Genomic DNA, 18,080 nt, shown 5'->3' with positions numbered 1-18,080 from the left:
AACGGCCCCTTGCGAGGCCGTTGAATTTATTACTACTTGAATAGAACCACGGGCATCACATCATTTCTGCGGGCTGTATTGACTCTTGCCCATAATACGAAACACTATCCACATAAAAGCACGATAAATCAGACGTACAAAAATCAAAGTCAGAATCGCTTCAATAAATGTCAAAGTGAACGCGACAAAAGCATTCCAACGTTCAGCACGACGACCAAATTTTGCAAACATACGATCACGTGCGATTTCTATACTGTCATAGAATGTTGGCACTACCAGCAAAGTCAACAAAGTGGAAGTAATCGTGCCACCGATAATCGCAATCGCTAATGGACGATAGAATTCACCGCCCTCACCCATACCTATCGCGACAGGCAACATACCCGCGATCAAAGCAAAGGTTGTCATCAAAATCGGACGCAAACGCATACGTCCAGCGTACATCAAGGCTTCTTCACGATCATAACCTTCGGCCTCACGTTTACGAGCGCAATCTAATAATAGAATCGCATTCTTTGCCACCAATCCCATCAACATGATGATGCCGATGAAACTCATCAAGTTCAAAGTGCCATTAGTCAGTAACAAAGCCAACACCACGCCGATCAAACTCAAAGGCAGCGACAACATGACCGCGCCCGGAGCGGTGAAAGAGCCAAACTGCATCACCAAAATTAAATACATCAAACCGATACCCATCACCAATGCAATCGTCATTTCGGTGAATAACTCATTTTGATTTTTGGCAGAGCCGTCCAATTGAATACCAAAACCAGCAGGGAAATTAATAGATTTTGCAATCTTCAAAGCGTCTGTAGTCACCTCACCAGGAGAACGGCCTTGGACGTTAGCTGACACAGAAATCATACGTTTGCCGTCAGAGTGTTCGATACGCGCTGGACCTTTACCCATCGTAATGCTTGCGATTTGCTCCAGCGGTATCATTTTATCGGTACCAGTCACGGCAATAGGCAAGGTCTCAATATTATCGGCGCTGACCCGGTCTTCAGGATGCAAACGCACAGATACGTCTCGCGTTTCACCTGTTGGATCAACCCAGTCTCCCACTTCTACACCCGCGAACGCCACACGCAATGCTTGCGCCGCATCGTTAGACGAAATACCCAGAGAGTTTGCCAAACCGCGATTCAATTCAATCTGTAATTCGTCTTTAGGATCTTGCTCGGACAGACCGACGTCAACCGCGCCAGGCACCTTACGCAATTTCTCCATAAAATCGCTGGTAATCTCCATCAACTTACGCGAATCATCACCAGAGAATTTAATCTGAACAGGTTTGCCACCACCATTATTCAAATCGTCTTGCACCACATATTCTGCACCAACCAAGTTCGCCACTTTTTCACGCAAACTCACCGCGACTTGTGCCGCCGAACGCTTGCGTTCTGTGCTCTTACCAATGTCCACATACACTCGACCACCGGTAATATTGACACTGCTATTCGTGGCCACCGTCTCAGGTAAAGTGCGCGCTAATTCGGCTGCTTTTTCAACTTTCAGACGAGAATATTCCAAGCTAGAGCTTGATGGTGTACGGACGTTGATCATCAAGTTACCGCTATCAGACGCAGGCAAAAAGCTAGTACCGCCAAATTTTGCGTGCAAGAAAATCGCCAATACAAAACTCATTAAGGCGATCACAGCCATCCAGCGGCGATGATGCAAAGCCCAAGCGATCACGTTGCCATAACCTTCTGCTTTGCTATCAAACCATTTATTAAAACGCTCCAAGGTCAGGCTCAAGCCTGTTTTAGGTTGTAAATGATGTCCTACTGGATCGCCCCAGAACGCGGATAACATGGGGTCCAAAGTAAAGGAAATAAATAAGCTAACCATCACTGAAGAAGTCACTGTCAAAGCAAACGGGCGGAACCATTCACCCGACACACCAGGCATAAACGCGACTGGGATAAATACCGCCATAATCGAGAAGGTAGTTGCAGCAACCGCCAAACCAATCTCAGCGGTACCATTCAAGGCAGCAGTACGACGATCCGAGCCATTCTCCATGTGACGCACGATATTTTCACGGACCACAATCGCATCATCAATCAAGACACCAATTGCCAACGATAGGCCGAGCAAAGTCATGAAGTTGAGAGTAAAGCCACACAACCACACCGCGATAAATGCAGCGATCACCGAGGTTGGCAAGCTCAAAGCGGTAATCAAAGTAGAACGCCATGAATTCAAAAATACATACACCACAAAAATCGTTAATACCGCACCAAACAATAAAGATTCGATGACGTTATTCAGATTCTTTTGTGCGTTCTTACCACCGTCTTGGGTAATCTCTAACTTGGTACCTTCAGGCAGCGATTTATTCACTTCGTCAACCATTTGACGAATTCTATTCGCCACCGACACGGTACTGGCATCACGTGATTTCATCACCATAATACCGACGTTAGGATTACCGTTACGCACGCTAAAGCCACCGATTTCTGCGAAGCCATCTTGTATCGTCGCCACTTGCGCTAAACGCACCACTTCATTGCCACGACGTTTGACCACGATTTGTTCAAACTCGGCTGGCGACTCTAGACGCCCTACTAGACGTATGCTTTTTTCTTCCATCGTGCCACGCACTTTACCGACAGGAGCAGTCGAGTTTTGTGTGCGTAAGGCGGACACCACTTCAGACACTGAGACATTAAATTCACGTAGCTTTTGTGCGCGCAATAAAACACTGAGTTCACGTTTTAAGGAACCATTCACGGTCACCACCGCCACGCCATCCACACCACGGAAACGATCCGACAAATCGTCTTCGGCTAAACGAGAGATTTCAGCATGTGACTTAGTCTTGGACGACAGCGCCAACTGCATAATCGGTTGATCGTTGGGATCACGTCGTTCGATGATAGGCTCGCGCATTTCGGTCGGGAGCTTATAACGTACCGAGGCAATCGCATTGCGCACATCATCTGAGGCCTCGATCATATTGCGGTCGAAGTTAAAAATCAGTGTGAAGTACGCACTACCTTCGCTGGCAGAAGAACGCAATTGCGTCACACCAGAAATACTTTGCAGCGATTTCTCAATGCGGTTAACGATCTCACGTTCCACGCTCTCCGGTGATGCGCCAGGATAAGGTACATATACGCCCAATACTGGCTCTTGCACATTCGGAATTTCATTGACGCGTAATTTCTTCAGCGCTAACAAGCCCAAACACATCAAGGCAATAATAATGACGATCGTCGCGATCGGTCTTTTAATACTAAAGTCTGATAGGAACATTTTATTTTCCTGCTACGGTTGCGGAAGCGGATGCAGAGGAAGCAGCAGAGGTGGCCGCTGCAGGTGAGGATGCAGGAGCGGCATTGGTGATTGCTGGATTAACACCTGCCGAAGCTGCCATTTGCACTTTCAATCCATCTTTAAAAGTTGACAGCGGTTGACGCAACACTTTGTCGCCCGCTTTTAAACCAGACAAAATCGCATAGTCACCGCGGCGCACGTCACGATCGCCTAACACGATCACTTGTTTTTTCAGCACACCATCTTGTATCGCCCAAATATAGGTCTTGTCGCCATCACGTGCGATCGCGGAATTAATCATCGTTAAAACTTGCGTAGTCGCCGCTTCAATGCGACCTTCGGCATACAGTCCAGACACACGCGGTTGCTCTTTACCGATGAAATCAACCAATACTTCTACCTGACGTGTGGTTGCATTGGCTGCTGGATCAACGCGGCGCACTTTGCCCACAAACTGCTGTTCATACCCATTGATCTTAAAACTAACCGCCTGCCCTGCTTTGACCGCTGTCACCATATCAGTCGAAATCAAACCTTGGAAACGTAAGCTGGCAGGATCAATCACTTTCATGATTTCTTTACCAATTTGGGCGGTGTCACCATTCGACACTTTGCGCTCACTAACGATGCCATCAAACGGAGCGCGAATCTCAGTGCGTTGCAATTGCTGACGTGCTGCTACTGCACGCGCTTTCGCCGCAACCAATTCACTTTGTGCATTATTGCGACGAATTTCTGCGTCCTCTAGAGCTTGCATCGACGTCATACCCGAAGCGCGTAAGGTTTTTAAACGCTCTAACTGACGCTCAGCCTGGTCCAAAGTTTGTTGTGCTGCGCGCGCACCTTGATCAGCGGAGGCCAATTGATCGCGGAAAGAAGTATCATCCAAACGCACTAACAAATCACCGCGCTTTACAACTTCGCCATTTTCTTTCAGAACTTGCATCACGATAGCGGAAACTTCCGCGCGCAAATCCGCTTTACGTTCTGGCTGGATCGATCCCGTGATGACAGGACCAGAGGCCAACGCACTATTTTGAATTACGACGTAATCTTCATTCGTGACTTGCAGAGCACGCTCCGCGCTAGCGCTGGCATTTTTGTCAGCAGATTTACCGTCCTTACCGCCCTGGCTACATGCCGTCAAGATCAGGCATAGAGTGAGAATGAGCAGACTTGGTCGTAACATAGTGAAACCTCCGAAAATAGAATCGATCTTTGAACCCGCTACCATACGTAAAGTTCAATATTTTGTCATTAGAAGCTGATAAAAAACCAAATTTTTAACGCCTAAGCCGTGGCTTTAAGAGGCCAATGTCTGTGAATATCCCAAAAGACCCTTGAATAATTTATTTATTGGCAATCCAATTTCACTTCGTAATTTCAATTCGTAAGTTGAATTCCATAGTGCTAGCCTTTATACTTCTGCGCGCGTGACACAATCACCGTTTTTTTATCGGCTACCCGCCTGATAAATACCAAAGTAACAAAAATTTACTAAGCTTTTTCTCTTCCATCCACTCATTTTCTGCGGTACTGGAGCGTACTGGCGCATCTGCCAAACAGCACTTTATCCGCGCGGAGCCATAAGCATGACCGCCTTTGTATTCAACGAAGTCAATTTCGACAATCACGAACAAGTCGTTTTCGCATCAGAAGCTAAATCCGGCTTAAAAGCCATCATCGCCGTCCACAACACCAACCTCGGTCCAGCTATGGGCGGTTGCCGTATGTGGAATTACGCTAGCGAAGCAGAAGCAGTACGCGACGTATTGCGCCTCTCACGCGGCATGACCTACAAAAACGCCGTAGCTGGCTTGCCTATCGGCGGCGGCAAGAGCGTGATCATTGGCAATCCAAAGACTGATAAAACACCTGCTTTATTTGAAGCTCTTGGTGAAGCTTTGGAACGTCTCGGTGGCCGCTACATTACAGCGGAAGACGTCGGCACCAGCCCTGCCGATATGGCCAACGTCGCAGGTAAAACCAAATACGTTGCTGGCTTAGGTGATCGTGGTGATCCATCCCCATTCACAGCATTAGGTTGCTTCGTTGGCGCACAAGCCGCTGTTAAACATCATTTCAAACGCGATAGCTTCGACGGTTTAACCGTAGCATTGCAAGGCTTAGGCCACGTAGGTTACGACTATGCACGTCGTTTGCACGAAGCGGGCGCGAAATTGGTGGTGGCTGATATCGATCAAAATTCCTTGAAACGCGCACAAGAAGAATTCGGTGCGACGGTGGTTGATGTCAACGCAATCTACGATGTTGATGCTGACATCTATGCGCCATGCGCATTGGGCGCTACTTTGAACCCAGACACCATGAATCGCCTGAAAGTAAAGATCGTTGCAGGCGGTGCAAATAACCAATTAGCGACACCAGAAATCGGTGAAGTATGCCGTCAAAAAGGCATCTTGTACGCACCAGACTTCGTCATCAATGCAGGTGGCATCATCAAGGTTTGCTACGAATACATGAACACACCAGAAGATGGTATGGACGCGCATGTACGTCGTATCGGTGATACTTTAGCTGAAGTATTTGCCCGTGCAGATGCCGAAGGCGTGCCAACTAGCGTGATCGCGGATCGTTTGGCAGAAGAGAAGTTTAAGAAGTAATCACTCAACTTCAAAGTGATGCTGTTGCGAGGCGCTGGTAGTCAACAGCTCTCGCACAAAACAAAAAAAACCGAAACGTGAGCGTTTCGGTTTTTTTATGCTGGTTCAAGCTTAATTCATCACGACTTAGCGAGAGTCAACTCGCTAATCATCAGTGGCTAGTCAACACCACTTTCACACTCGCATTCACAGCACTTTTTTCTATAATGCCTATGCAATTGGGATTAGCTGCAATCAATTTGATGATCTCTGCCGAGTCTGCTACTTCGCGTGGGGCGCTGCCTTTGCCGCTAAACACCAGACGTGACCAAATCGCTTTTGCCTGTGCTTCATTTTTGCCAAGCACTTTGTCAAAAAATTCGGTACGTACCGCACCACTGGCTAAGAGCAAAGGTAAGGCTTGCCCTCCACCTGGAAATTCTTTGCTGTTTCCCAAATAGATATCGGCGACCTGATCTTTAGTTAAATTGCCAACCGCACTTTTTGCGGAAACCACAATCACATGCTCGGCTTGTGCGATCTGAAACGCCGTCAATAACGCCAGACCTATAACTGCTTTAGTAAATAATTTCATGTCAGGCCTCGCTTAAAATACAAAATCAAGATTGAGGGTGAACATCGACAGACGACCATTGAAGCCGTTTGACTGGCCTAACATCGATGTTGGATAAGATTGGAATCCAGACGATGCGCCAACAGTTGGATTTTTCATTTTGATATTTTCGTATTGCGCTTTCAATGCCAGATTTTTCGCAAAATCCCAACGCATGCCGACCGATACGGCATCGCGTGATGGATCGCCAGTTCCCATGTAGGACGCATTTAAATAGTTCAACTGCGCACGTAGTGCGGCTGGCGCAAATGCACCAGGAGCCAAAGTCGATTTGGTTGACTCTATTTTGAAATTACTAAAACCAGCATAGGGCGTAAAGTCACCCATACGATAGCCGCCCATCACATTCCAACCGGAGACCGCAGGAATGACTACGCTATTGGTGTCACGTTTGGCCCATTCGGCTTGTGCAATCCAAAGTCCATTGTCATAGGTTGCACCAAGTGTCGAAATGGTGGCCGTAATCCCTGTGCGAGGCGCTACCGCTGCGATCACTGATGCACAATTTGTACAAGCAACAGCAGGCAAGGCACTCAAGGTTTTAATATTGGCTTCTACCGTCGGGGCGATGACAGAGGCGTCATACCAAGAATAGCCGCCACGAACACTCCAATCGTCTTGCGCCCATTTTAAAGACAAGCCTTTAACACGACTAAGATCTACATCGCCACCAGACACACTGACTTTCGTTTTGCCGAAAAAACCTTCCAATTGCAGTTGTCCAGATCCGACTTTTTTATCCCAACGAATGGTCGCGCCATCTTGATAAGTAATCGGATTGACTTGATAAATCTCGGTTTGTGGACGCGCCATCGTTTGTGCGTAATTCAGATTACGATAATCAGACATAACGAAGATAGGCGCCACAGTTCGACCCAATTTAATATCGAACTCGGATGTCAGAGGATAAGAAACATAAGCCCACTCAACAGTAGGTTTATTACTGGATTGAATGTCTTTTTTGGAGATCAATTGCAATACCGCTTTTAGTTTGCCAGTCGGGTTTAAAGTCGCTTGTATCGATGCCTGTGTATCACCATCAAAACGCCAATCATTCTTCGAGACGACATTTTGCCTCTGGTCGGTACGAACGCCCGCTACGTCACTATTGCCTTTGTACGTTCCTATCGTGCCAAAACCGTCAATCTTAAGCCAATCAGCCAGATCATCTGCTCGCGCTGTTGGCACTAGCGCCACGCTGGCAACACTTGCTAACACCAAAGGATAAATGTAATGCGCTTTCATATTGCTTTCCTTTATTATTAAAAACCGATGTGAAGAGTCTCTGAGGAAGTAAAACAAATTTGAGAACGAACATGAACAAACATCAGCGAACATTAGTGAACAAATTGATCAACAAACTAATGTAGCTACTAGTGCTGGAACCTATGCTGAAACCGCTACTGAAACAAAATATGACGCGAATTCTGAAAGACTTCGTTATTAATGAAGACAAAACGATGACGAGTGACATGGAACATTAAAATTACATATCATCAAGCTAAGAAAGCTCCAATTCATACTAGCAACTTTATGAAATTCGTCAAAGATATTTCCAGATAAAAACTATTCTGCTCTCTTTTTACAACAGACTATTTATCCTAAGACAAGAACATTGAGTATGTTTTTTGCAGCAAGTGGCGTCAGAAAATACCTACAGAATACGAGTCGTGATCGCTCAAAATTGATACTTTTTGGTCGAGTTTTACGCTACTTCACTCCCTAGACCTAGATTCTAATAGAGTTTGAAATTGCCGCACAGCAAGACACAATATCTAACATTTTTAAGTAGCCAAACAACATAATTCAGCATAAATCAACAACAGGTGTTATTTATTAACCATCACTAAGCAAGTAAAACGCCTCGTTTTTTTTAAAAAACCCCGCATTGCGAAGTCATCAAAATCATTTTTCTTTACTCAACAAAAATGAGGTCTAGCCCAACAAAATCATCCGGCATTAAGCAATCTAGCGTTTAGTAAATCCAATAAACAGCATGAAAAAAAGAGCTTTTAAATGTACAAGTAAGTGGCAGTCGGTATACCATCGTGTGCTCGCTTTTCCACAGCGGAGACAGTGGAAGTGGCTCATCCGAGACAAGATGATCTCAAAATCTAAAACCTAGCACCTAAACCTAGATAACAACTATGACTACTAAACAAGCGCATACACAGTGGGCGCAATTCATCCCATTGGTTACCGTGTTCTTTTTTTGGGGATTTGTTGCAGCAAGCAATGACATTCTGATTCCCGTATTCAAACAAGCTTTTCACTTAAGCCAGACTCAAAGTCAATTTGTGTCCTTGGCTTTTTATGTTGCCTATACCGTCGGCTCTTTACTATATTTAGGTGCTTCGTCATTGCTTAAAGAAGATCTGATCAACCGTATTGGTTACAAAAATGGTTTGGCATTGGGCTTGGGTATTTCAGCCTTAGGTACGCTCTTGTTTTATCCGGCAGCGAATAGCGGTTCTTTTGAATTAATGCTGTCTGGTTTATTCGTGGTCGGCTTAGGATTTTCCTTGCAACAAACGGCAGCCAATCCTTTGGCGATTGCTCTAGGCTCACGTGAAACAGGCTCACAACGTTTGACCTTAGCTGGCGGGGTCAACAATTTTGGGACGACCATAGGCCCTTTGATTGTGAGTTTCGCGATCTTTGGCGCACCGTCTGCGACTAACAGTTCTATCAGCATCGAAAGTGTCAAAATTCCATATTTGGTATTAGGTGCTGCCTTCTTAATTGTCGCGGCCTTGTTAAAATTTTCCGCCATTCCTGATCGTCCGGCAGTGCCTGAAGCACACTTGAATGATGATCCCAATGCGCAGACTTCCGCTTTACAATTTCCCCAATTAGTCATGGGTATGTTGGCGATCTTTTTGTACGTTGGCGTCGAAGTTTCTACCGCGAGTAATCTGCCGGCCTATATGGAATCCAAACTCGGTTACCTAACCAAGGACATCGCACCGTTCGTCTCGCTCTACTGGGCAAGTTTAATGATAGGTCGTTGGACGGGTGCAGTAGAAGCATTTAACTTTAATGCTGGCACGGCCAAGATCGCCAAATTTTTGGCACCTTATTTGGCGTTCTCCGTGTTCTTATTAGTCAATGCCATTGCCAAACACGAACTGAATCATTTTTACGTGTATGGCGCTATTGTCTTGATCTTGATCGCTGGAGATATCGCGAGCCAAGGTAATCCGGCCAAAATGCTAGGTCTATTTTCTGTGTTGGGCATCATCGGTCTGATTATAGGTATGACGACCACCGGCATGATCAGTGTGTATGCATTCACCAGCATAGGATTATTTTGCAGCACGCTTTGGCCCTGCATCTTTGCGCTGGCGATTAACGGCTTAGGCAAGCACACTGGCCAAGGTAGTAATTATCTGATTATGATGATTATGGGCGGTGGCATAGTCAGTTGGGTGCAAGGCGTCGTGGCGGATAAAGTTGACATACAAATGAGTTATATCGTCGGTGTATTCTGCTTTAGCTACTTAGCATTTTATGCTTGGAAAGTGACGAAAATACTGGCTAAACAAGGTATTTCTTTAGATAAAACTAAGACCGTCGCTCATTGATCTCAAGGTTCGGTGATTAATCACCGTGGCGACACCGCAATACCATCGCATCAAGGCTATCTCAATTAAACGAGATAGCCTTTTTTATTGCCTATTGTTTTGGCCGTTGTTTTGCAAACATCGCTTGTTTACTAAACCTAATAAACTAATTCTCAAATTAAGCAAATGATTGAAGCAAAAAAAGCACTGCGGTATTGTCTGCATAGTTAACACAATAATGCTCACCATGGATAAGAACATGACCGATTTCCGCGCCGCTAGTACCCTCACCAATCACATCGCCAAGACTATGCAGTTTTATCACCCCCGATGTATTGACGCTAGCGGCGGTTTTTTTCACTACTTCAAAGATGAGGGCACTGTTTACGATACACATAGTCGTCACTTAGTCAGCAGCACGCGTTTCATCTTTAACTATGCGATGGCGTATCGTCATTTTCAAAATCCAGATTACTTACAACAAGTAAAACATGGCGTCGCATTCTTGCGCGATGTACACCGCAATCCGGAGACAGGTGCCTATGCTTGGCAATTACAGTGGCGCGATGGTCAGAAACAAATTACGGATGGTAATAATCATTGCTATGGACTGGCCTTTGTCTTGCTGGCGTATTCGCACGCCTTGATGGCAGGCGTCACCGAAGCACGCGCCTACATAGCCGAAACGGCACAACTGATGGAAGACAAATTCTGGCAGCCCGAATTTGGTTTGTATGCAGATCAGGCCAGCGAAGACTGGCAAATACTTGATGGCTATCGCGGTCAAAATGCCAATATGCATTCCTGTGAAGCGATGATCGCAGCCTATCAAGCGACAGAGGACGTGACCTATTTGCACAGAGCCGAGTTGATCGCCAAATCCATCACGCAACAACAAGCTGCCCAAGCAGATGGTTTGATCTGGGAGCATTACGACGGCCAATGGAAGATAGACTGGAATTACAACCTCGACGACAAAGCTAATTTATTCCGCCCTTGGGGATTTCAGCCTGGTCATTTCACAGAATGGTCCAAGCTTTTAATGCTACTCGATGGCTACGCCGAGCATTTACAAGGCGATAGCGCTTGGTTACTACCTACCGCAGAAAAACTCTTCGCTATCGCCATGGAAACCTCGTGGGATAGAACCCACGGAGGCATTTGTTATGGCTTCGCGCCAGATCGCAATGTCTGTGATGGCGACAAATATTTTTGGGTACAAGCTGAATCTTTCGCCGCGGCTGCCTGTTTAGCAAAACGTACCGGCAATCAGGATTACTGGACTTGGTACGACAAGATTTGGAACTATAGCTGGGAACATTTTGTTGATCATCAACATGGTGCTTGGTATCGCATACTGCGCAATGACAATAGCAAAATCAGCGATGAAAAAAGCCCAGCAGGTAAAACCGATTATCACACCATGGGTGCCTGCTATGAAGTACTCAATGTTCTAGGAGCCTTCGCCCATCATGACTAATTTCCCCCAATTTGTATGCCCTGGCGAGGCATTGACCGACATGATACGAACCGGCCCAGACCAATGGCAAAGTCTGGTCGGTGGCTCGACTTGGAACGTGGCACGTAGTCTCGCCAAACTAGGTCTCAGTACCGGATTTGCGGGCGCTATCAGTATGGATTTATTTGGCAATGCTTTGTATGCAGCCAGTGAACAAGCGGGTTTAGATCTGCGCCTGATTCAACGTTTTCCGCGTTCACCTTTGCTCGCTATCGTTGGTGAAACCTTGCCGCCCAATTATTTTTTTATTGGCGACGACAGTGCGGATTTGCACTTTGCACCGCATGATTTACCGCAGGGCTGGGATCAACATCTGCAATGGGCGCATTTTGGAGGCATCAGTCTGGCGCGTGAGCCTTTGGCAACGACCTTAATCAAGCTTGCGCGAAAACTCAAAGAACAAGGCGTCAAGATTAGTTACGATCCTAACTTCCGTAACTTAATGGATGCTAATTACGATGACACTTTGCGCAATATGTGCGCATTGGCTGACGTGATCAAAGTGTCAGACGATGATCTTCGTGGACTGTTCCGGACTCAAGATATTGATGCCGCATTTTTGAAATTAAGAAGTTTCAATCCAAATGCCATCGTGTTGTACACCTGCGGTGCTGCGGGCGCGTCCTTGTACGTCAAAGAGCAATCTTGGTCAGCGCCACCACCCAAGATAGAAGTGATCGATACCGTAGGCGCGGGTGATGCCAGTATCGCTGGACTGTTATATAGCCTGCATACGGACTTACATACTTCTACACAAAAATCATGGCAACAACATCTGGAATTCTCAGTCGCGAGCGGCGCAGCAGCCTGCCTCGCCGCAGGTGCGCAAGCGCCAACTGTAGAACAGATTTTAAATTTACTAAGTAACTAACCGCATAATTAAACAAGCAACTAAATTCATCACACCACAATAAGTAAGTACACAAACATAAAAGAGACATTACATGCTAAAAAAAATTACTACGACTTGCGCGTTATTGACGCTCGCATTTAGTACAAGCTTCGTACAAGCAGCCGATATGAGCGAAGCGGAATCGCAGGCAATGGCTAGCAAAGTAAAACGCGAAACACAACACGCTTGGCAAGCTTATAAACAATACGCTTGGGGTCACGACGCTTTAAAACCACTAAGCAAATCCAATCACGATTGGTATGGCACATCACTCTTAATGACGCCAGTCGATGCGCTCGATACCTTGCTGATCATGGGATTGAAGAAAGAAGCCAAAGAAGCGCAAGAATTGATCGTGACCAAACTCAATTTTGATCAAGATATTTATGTGCAAAATTTTGAAATCACGATCCGTCTGTTAGGCGGTTTGCTCTCGTCTTATCAAATGACAGGCGACAAGCGTTTATTAAAACTGGCGGAAGATCTCGGTAACCGACTGTTACCCGTTTTCGACTCACCAACGGGCATGCCTTACACCCATATCAATCTCAAAACCGGCAAAGTTCGCGGCGATGTCAGCAATCCAGCAGAAACAGGAACACTATTACTCGAATTCGGCATGTTAAGTAAATTAACCAACAAGCCGGTGTATTACGACAAAGCAAAGAAAGCCTTAGTCGCTACTTACGAACGTCGCTCGGCTATCGGTTTGGTCGGTTCTAACATCAATGTAGTAACTGGCGCTTGGACGAATAAAAGTTCGCACATTGGCGGCGGCATCGACTCCTACTATGAGTACATTTACAAATGCTGGCGCCTCTTTGCGGATCAAGATTGCAAAGCCATGTGGGAAAACAGTATCAAAAGCGTCAATCAATATTTAGGTGAGGAAGCCGCGAGCGGTTTTTGGTACGGTCACGCCAACATGGAAACTGGCAAACGTACCGCAAGCCTGTATGGCTCTCTCGATGCCTTCATGCCCGCCTTGTTAGTATTAGGTGGTGACTTAGATCGCGCTCAACGCCTGCAAGAATCAGGACTCAAAATGTGGCGTCTCAACGGTATAGAGCCTGAATCCTTAGATTATCAAAAAATGACCGTAGAATCTGCGGGCTATCCTTTGCGTCCCGAAATCATAGAATCGGCTTACTACTTATATCGCGCAACAGGCGATGTCAAATACCGTCAAATGGGTAAAGAATTTTTTGAGGATTTTGTACGCTATTGCCGTGAACAAGCTGGGTATGCCGCATTGAAAGATGTACGAACTAAAACCAAATCGGATTCCATGGAGAGTTTCTTATTTGCAGAAACCTTCAAATATTATTACCTCCTATTCGCACCCAAATCGGCACTCGATTTTGATAAGGTGACGTTTAATACCGAAGCACATCCTTTGCGTTTGCCGAAGTAATGGGAGAAGCGGTGCGCATGGCGCACCCTACTTATTAGGAAAATAATGTACATAAGATCGGTTAGTTGGTAGGGTGCGCCGTGCGCACCATTTTTTTCAAACATTGTAGATTTTCAATATACCCATAAACCCAGCCTCACCGACCATGACAAGCTAGCAGGAGATTCTTTTGAAAATGACCCGCACCGCAACTGTACTGTTCAGTTCATTACTAACACTCGGCTTGTCTATATCTAATGAGTCGTGCTTCGCTCAATCTGGAACAACCAGCGCATCATCAAACAACACACCGGTCAACACCTTTATCGGCACCCAAGATGACGGCAACACCTTCCCTGGTGCGTCCGCGCCTTTTGGTATGATGCAAGTAAGCCCTATCGGCGAACACTATTCTGGTTGGCGCTACACTGACCCTAAGATCCGCGGTTTTGGTCATTTCTTTCTATCGGGTGCGGGTTGCTGGGAGCAAGGTGGTCAACTATCAGTCTTGCCCGTCACAGGAAGCATACAAGCCGGAGGAGATTTCGACACCAGCAAAGCGAGTAGTTTTGATCACAAAAAATATGCGGCGAACTACACCCATGAAGGTGAAGTCGGCGACGCGGGTTATTTCAAGATTAAACTCACCAGCTATGGCGGCATCACCGCAGAGGCTACCGCGCTAACACGCGCTGCAGCCGAGCGTTATACGTTTTCACCGACTACGACGCTAGGGCACATTCTGGTCAATCTCGGGCAAGCCAATGAACGTCACAATGTCGCAGGTAGCAGCTTGCAGGTGATAGACGATCACACCATAGAAGGCAAAATTGTTACCCTAAGTTTTTGTGGCGGCACCAAATACATCACCTGGTTCCGTATGGAATTTGATCGCCCGTTCAAAACTCACGGCGTGTGGAACGAAGCAGGTGGCAAAGAAGGCATACGCAGTTTTAGTCAACAAGGCGAAGTGCGTCCACACGGCGCATGGTTCAGTTTCGATGTCAGCAATCAAAAGCCAGTCACTGCCATCACCGCAATTTCTCATGTGGATGCAGAAGGTGCACGACGTAACTTACGCGTAGAAGGCATGCAGCAAGGTCAGTTACTGAGCTTCGACAACATGCGCCAAAAAGCGCAAAACACATGGCAGCAAGAACTAAGTAGTATCAAAATTACGGGGGGCAATCACGATGAACGCACGGTCTTTTATACCGCACTGTATCACGCACTACTGCAACCTTTGACGGGCAACGACGTCGATGGTCGTTATCGCGGTTGGGATAATCAAGTGCATACGGTTGATCTCAAAAAGAAGGAAACTTACTACGAATATTTTTCGCTGTGGGACACTTACCGTGCTCAAAATCAGTTGATCGCCTTGATTCGTCCACGACGTGCCAAAGATATCGCGAACTCGGTACTCAAGATCCATGAACAAGGTGGCTGGTTACCGCGCTGGGGTTATGCCAGCTATGAAACCAATGTGATGACGGGTGATCCTGTTACGCCCTTCCTCGTTGATTTGTGGCGCTATGGTGCCCTTAAAGGTAAAGAGCAACAAGCCTATGCAGCATTACGAGAAAATGCGTTTGGCGTTCCTGCATTCAAAGTACGTGCGCAAGGTCGGGCAGGCAATCCTAATTATTTGAAAAATGGCTTCGTCCAATACGATCGCGCATTTCCCGCCAAAGGCATGGATGTCGATCCACACCACGGCGGCTCAGCGACAATGGAATATGCACAAGCCGATGGCGCGCTTGCGTATATGGCGATTGCCTTAGGAAAAAAGGACGACGCCGCACTTCTAAAAAAACGCGCTCAAAATTGGCAAAACGTTTGGGACAAAACAGTGCTCGATAAGGAATTGGGTTTCCAGGGATTTCCACGCGCACGATTGGACAATGGCGACTGGTACACCGAGATTGACGGCAGCTACAGTCCACGCTCCGAACACGGCTTCCACGAAGGCACTTCATGGCAATATCAATGGCTGGTGCAACAAGATGTTGCCGGTCTAGTCCACGCCATGGGTGGCCAAGAATTAGCGGGAAAACGCCTTGACGCCTTCTTCGCGCTTGATGCGCTACAAAAAAATCCTTACGACGCGGTACGCAAAGACTGGGTGGTCGGGCCTTACAGTTACTACAATCAGTATCGCTACAATCCCAACAACGAACCTGATTTGCATGCGCCATGGATGTACACCCATATAGGTCAAGCATGGAAAACAACTGCCGTCGTTCGTGCCGCAGAAAGTCTATTTAGTAACGCACCAAATGGCGTTACCGGCAATGACGATCTAGGCACCATGTCGGCATGGTATATTTTTAGCGCACTGGGTATTTATCCGTCTACTCCTGGCACGGGCGACTTTCTATTGCATGCGCCTAAATTTGCACAGGCGCACATTGATCTAGGTAATGGAAAAAGCTTAGATATCAATGCGAATCATCACCATCCACAACAAACAACTTACATCCAAAATGCCCGCTTTCAAGGCAAGCAACAGAGCAAGGTTTTTCTAAGCTGGGAGCAAATTCAGATGGGTGGGAAATTAGAGTTTGAATTAAATCCTGCACCGCAAACATGGGGCAGTCAGTTGGATGCGTTGCCGCTTGGCTTGATTAGTAAAATCAAATAATGCTGGGCTTCCCAGAGCAAATAAAATTAATCTGGAAAGCCCGATTCACGACATAGAAGAACGCCTCTCAAAAGAACTCTATAGTCTTTTCATCAAACAATGCATCGTCATCCCAACCAAAGTTCACGTAAATAAACTTGGTCTTCGATTGCTGCGGATGGTATTCAAAATAGGTAGTCGCCTGCCCTGCTCCGTATTCACCACAACCAAAATCCCGTGGTCCTTGCTGTAGTTCTCTATCGATTTGACGTCGGTATTTACCAGGTTTGGGCATAATTTCAAATCGTTGCGTCAAGAGATAATCCTTCCACTGTGCTTTAGGGATCACGCTGCACTGCTTGCGCGCGGCAATTTGATCACGTTTATTCTTACGCTTATCGGTAGCATCATTGATCACAATTTGCTCAACAAACTGTTTCTGAATCGCATCTTTAATCGCTTGCTCAGCAGGCTTCGATAACACACGCAATAAGTATTGACTGCCAAAAGTGACTGGATCAGATGGTCTGCGCATTTTTATCCAATCTCCTTCCTGATGTAATTCATAATGTGCCGCTGGGTCTTTGCAATCTTTAAATAGCAATCGCACGCCTAGCTCTTTAAATTCATAAGGTTTCCAGAGGCACCCAGCACCAGCATTACGAGAACTAAGGGAAGCCGTTTGTGCTTTAAGCTCCTGCATCAAAACACCCTCCAGCACTACCACACTAAGAAAGCACAAGAAAAATCTCATATAATTCACCCTAGAACATACCCGTTATCTACCAATTTCATTACGTATTCTATTCGTACACCCTTCGTACTCTGTTCGTACTCTAGTCGTACTCTCTTCGTACTCTCTTCAACTACCTTATGCCAACCACTGATCATCCTGAGATACAGAATACAGAAATAAGCAAACGCAGCTTCGCGCCTGTGATTGATCAAAATACCTGTATCCTAATTCTAGGTAGTTTACCCGGAGATGCATCACTGGCTCAGCAACAATATTACGCCCATCCACAAAATCGTTTTTGGCATCTGTTATCTGACGTAATACAAATTAACTTAGTTACGCAAGAATATTCCTTACGTTTACAAACACTGTTACAAAACCATATTGGCCTATGGGATGTGGTCGCGCAAGCAACACGACGTGGTAGTTTGGACAGCCAGATCCGAGCGCGCGATGACAATGACTTACTATCCTTAATCAGCACACTGCCACAATTGCACACTATCGCATTCAATGGCGCGACCGCGGGCAAGATAGGTTTGAAAATACTAGGAAGCTATCAAGCGCGGTATCGCATTTTACATTTACCATCGAGTAGTCCGGCTTATACGCTGGCTTACCCGCAGAAGTTAACCGCCTGGCGAACATTAAAATAGAAATTAGTGAGGAATAATAACAAAGGTAATATTCTTCACTTCGCGTATCCAAACGGATATTGACTAATTTTTCAGCATATTTTTTCATCAAAGATAGAACTTAAGTAGCAAAGTAGTCTCTAATCATCTCTACCAAATAGAAAAATCAAGCAGCGCAAATAAGACAATTTCCT

The 18,080-nt window shown here is 46.1% G+C and carries 12 protein-coding genes; 7 read left to right on the top strand and 5 right to left on the bottom strand.

What is annotated here, in order from left to right:
• Positions 1–60: 60 nt before the first annotated feature.
• Together ACFFJH_RS10250 and ACFFJH_RS10245 are read right to left on the bottom strand one after the other, a co-directional pair.
• On the bottom strand, positions 61–3,267 hold the full coding sequence (locus ACFFJH_RS10250; protein WP_390212195.1) for an efflux RND transporter permease subunit: 3,207 nt from the start codon (positions 3,265–3,267) through the stop codon (positions 61–63).
• A 1-nt stretch (position 3,268) separates the two neighbouring features.
• Entirely contained in the window at positions 3,269–4,477 is a 1,209-nt protein-coding gene (locus ACFFJH_RS10245) for an efflux RND transporter periplasmic adaptor subunit (protein ID WP_390212192.1), read from the bottom strand.
• 403 nt (positions 4,478–4,880) lie between these two features.
• Here ACFFJH_RS10245 and ACFFJH_RS10240 point away from each other — a divergent pair, with 403 nt between their 5' ends.
• Positions 4,881–5,912, top strand: coding sequence for a Glu/Leu/Phe/Val family dehydrogenase (locus ACFFJH_RS10240; protein WP_390212189.1), 1,032 nt, complete (start codon positions 4,881–4,883; stop codon positions 5,910–5,912).
• 151 nt (positions 5,913–6,063) lie between these two features.
• Here the strand turns inward: ACFFJH_RS10240 and ACFFJH_RS10235 are convergent, their stop codons facing one another.
• Both ACFFJH_RS10235 and ACFFJH_RS10230 read right to left on the bottom strand, forming a co-directional pair.
• On the bottom strand, positions 6,064–6,486 hold the full coding sequence (locus ACFFJH_RS10235) for a type 2 periplasmic-binding domain-containing protein (RefSeq protein ID WP_390212187.1): 423 nt from the start codon (positions 6,484–6,486) through the stop codon (positions 6,064–6,066).
• A 12-nt stretch (positions 6,487–6,498) separates the two neighbouring features.
• A complete protein-coding gene (locus tag ACFFJH_RS10230) occupies positions 6,499–7,770 on the bottom strand; it encodes a hypothetical protein (protein WP_390212185.1) in 1,272 nt (423 codons plus the stop codon).
• A 902-nt stretch (positions 7,771–8,672) separates the two neighbouring features.
• Between ACFFJH_RS10230 and ACFFJH_RS10225 the strand changes: the two genes are divergently transcribed.
• The 5 genes from ACFFJH_RS10225 to ACFFJH_RS10205 all read left to right on the top strand — a co-directional run bounded on the left by ACFFJH_RS10225 (position 8,673) and on the right by ACFFJH_RS10205 (position 16,536).
• A complete protein-coding gene (locus ACFFJH_RS10225) occupies positions 8,673–10,109 on the top strand; it encodes an MFS transporter (protein ID WP_390212183.1) in 1,437 nt (478 codons plus the stop codon).
• A gap of 238 nt (positions 10,110–10,347) precedes the next feature.
• The gene (locus ACFFJH_RS10220) at positions 10,348–11,568 is read left to right on the top strand and encodes an AGE family epimerase/isomerase (RefSeq protein ID WP_390212181.1); all 1,221 of its coding nucleotides are present in this window, start codon (positions 10,348–10,350) and stop codon (positions 11,566–11,568) included.
• The gene (locus ACFFJH_RS10215; protein ID WP_390212178.1) at positions 11,561–12,478 is read left to right on the top strand and encodes a carbohydrate kinase family protein; all 918 of its coding nucleotides are present in this window, start codon (positions 11,561–11,563) and stop codon (positions 12,476–12,478) included. The genes ACFFJH_RS10220 and ACFFJH_RS10215 overlap by 8 nt, the downstream gene beginning before the upstream one ends.
• 73 nt (positions 12,479–12,551) lie before the next feature.
• A complete protein-coding gene (locus tag ACFFJH_RS10210; RefSeq protein WP_390212176.1) occupies positions 12,552–13,913 on the top strand; it encodes a glycoside hydrolase family 47 protein in 1,362 nt (453 codons plus the stop codon).
• A gap of 175 nt (positions 13,914–14,088) precedes the next feature.
• Positions 14,089–16,536: a GH92 family glycosyl hydrolase gene (locus tag ACFFJH_RS10205; RefSeq protein WP_390212175.1), complete on the top strand. Its 2,448-nt coding sequence runs from the start codon at positions 14,089–14,091 to the stop codon at positions 16,534–16,536.
• Between the two features lie 67 nt (positions 16,537–16,603).
• Here the strand turns inward: ACFFJH_RS10205 and ACFFJH_RS10200 are convergent, their stop codons facing one another.
• Positions 16,604–17,257, bottom strand: a complete 654-nt coding sequence (locus tag ACFFJH_RS10200; protein WP_390212174.1) for a hypothetical protein — start codon at positions 17,255–17,257, stop codon at positions 16,604–16,606.
• A 131-nt stretch (positions 17,258–17,388) separates the two neighbouring features.
• Here ACFFJH_RS10200 and ACFFJH_RS10195 point away from each other — a divergent pair, with 131 nt between their 5' ends.
• Positions 17,389–17,907 (top strand): DNA-deoxyinosine glycosylase, encoded by a 519-nt coding sequence (locus ACFFJH_RS10195; protein ID WP_390212171.1) that lies wholly within the window; start codon positions 17,389–17,391, stop codon positions 17,905–17,907.
• Positions 17,908–18,080 lie beyond the last annotated feature (173 nt).

Source organism: Affinundibacterium danionis (assembly GCF_042432465.1).
In the GTDB taxonomy this organism is placed as follows: Bacteria; Pseudomonadota; Gammaproteobacteria; order Burkholderiales; family Burkholderiaceae_D; genus Undibacterium; species Undibacterium danionis.
Note: the sequence above shows the minus strand (reverse complement) of the source record. Positions and strands in the feature narration are given on the sequence as shown.

What these genes read in the sequence shown, in the direction of transcription:
- ACFFJH_RS10250 (WP_390212195.1), bottom strand. Translation starts at nt 3,267, where the DNA reads ATGTTCCTATCAGACTTTAGTATTAAAAGACCGATCGCGACGATCGTC.
- ACFFJH_RS10245 (WP_390212192.1), bottom strand. Translation starts at nt 4,477, where the DNA reads ATGTTACGACCAAGTCTGCTCATTCTCACTCTATGCCTGATCTTGACG.
- ACFFJH_RS10240 (WP_390212189.1), top strand. Translation starts at nt 4,881, where the DNA reads ATGACCGCCTTTGTATTCAACGAAGTCAATTTCGACAATCACGAACAA.
- ACFFJH_RS10235 (WP_390212187.1), bottom strand. Translation starts at nt 6,486, where the DNA reads ATGAAATTATTTACTAAAGCAGTTATAGGTCTGGCGTTATTGACGGCG.
- ACFFJH_RS10230 (WP_390212185.1), bottom strand. Translation starts at nt 7,770, where the DNA reads ATGAAAGCGCATTACATTTATCCTTTGGTGTTAGCAAGTGTTGCCAGC.
- ACFFJH_RS10225 (WP_390212183.1), top strand. Translation starts at nt 8,673, where the DNA reads ATGACTACTAAACAAGCGCATACACAGTGGGCGCAATTCATCCCATTG.
- ACFFJH_RS10220 (WP_390212181.1), top strand. Translation starts at nt 10,348, where the DNA reads ATGACCGATTTCCGCGCCGCTAGTACCCTCACCAATCACATCGCCAAG.
- ACFFJH_RS10215 (WP_390212178.1), top strand. Translation starts at nt 11,561, where the DNA reads ATGACTAATTTCCCCCAATTTGTATGCCCTGGCGAGGCATTGACCGAC.
- ACFFJH_RS10210 (WP_390212176.1), top strand. Translation starts at nt 12,552, where the DNA reads ATGCTAAAAAAAATTACTACGACTTGCGCGTTATTGACGCTCGCATTT.
- ACFFJH_RS10205 (WP_390212175.1), top strand. Translation starts at nt 14,089, where the DNA reads ATGACCCGCACCGCAACTGTACTGTTCAGTTCATTACTAACACTCGGC.
- ACFFJH_RS10195 (WP_390212171.1), top strand. Translation starts at nt 17,389, where the DNA reads ATGCCAACCACTGATCATCCTGAGATACAGAATACAGAAATAAGCAAA.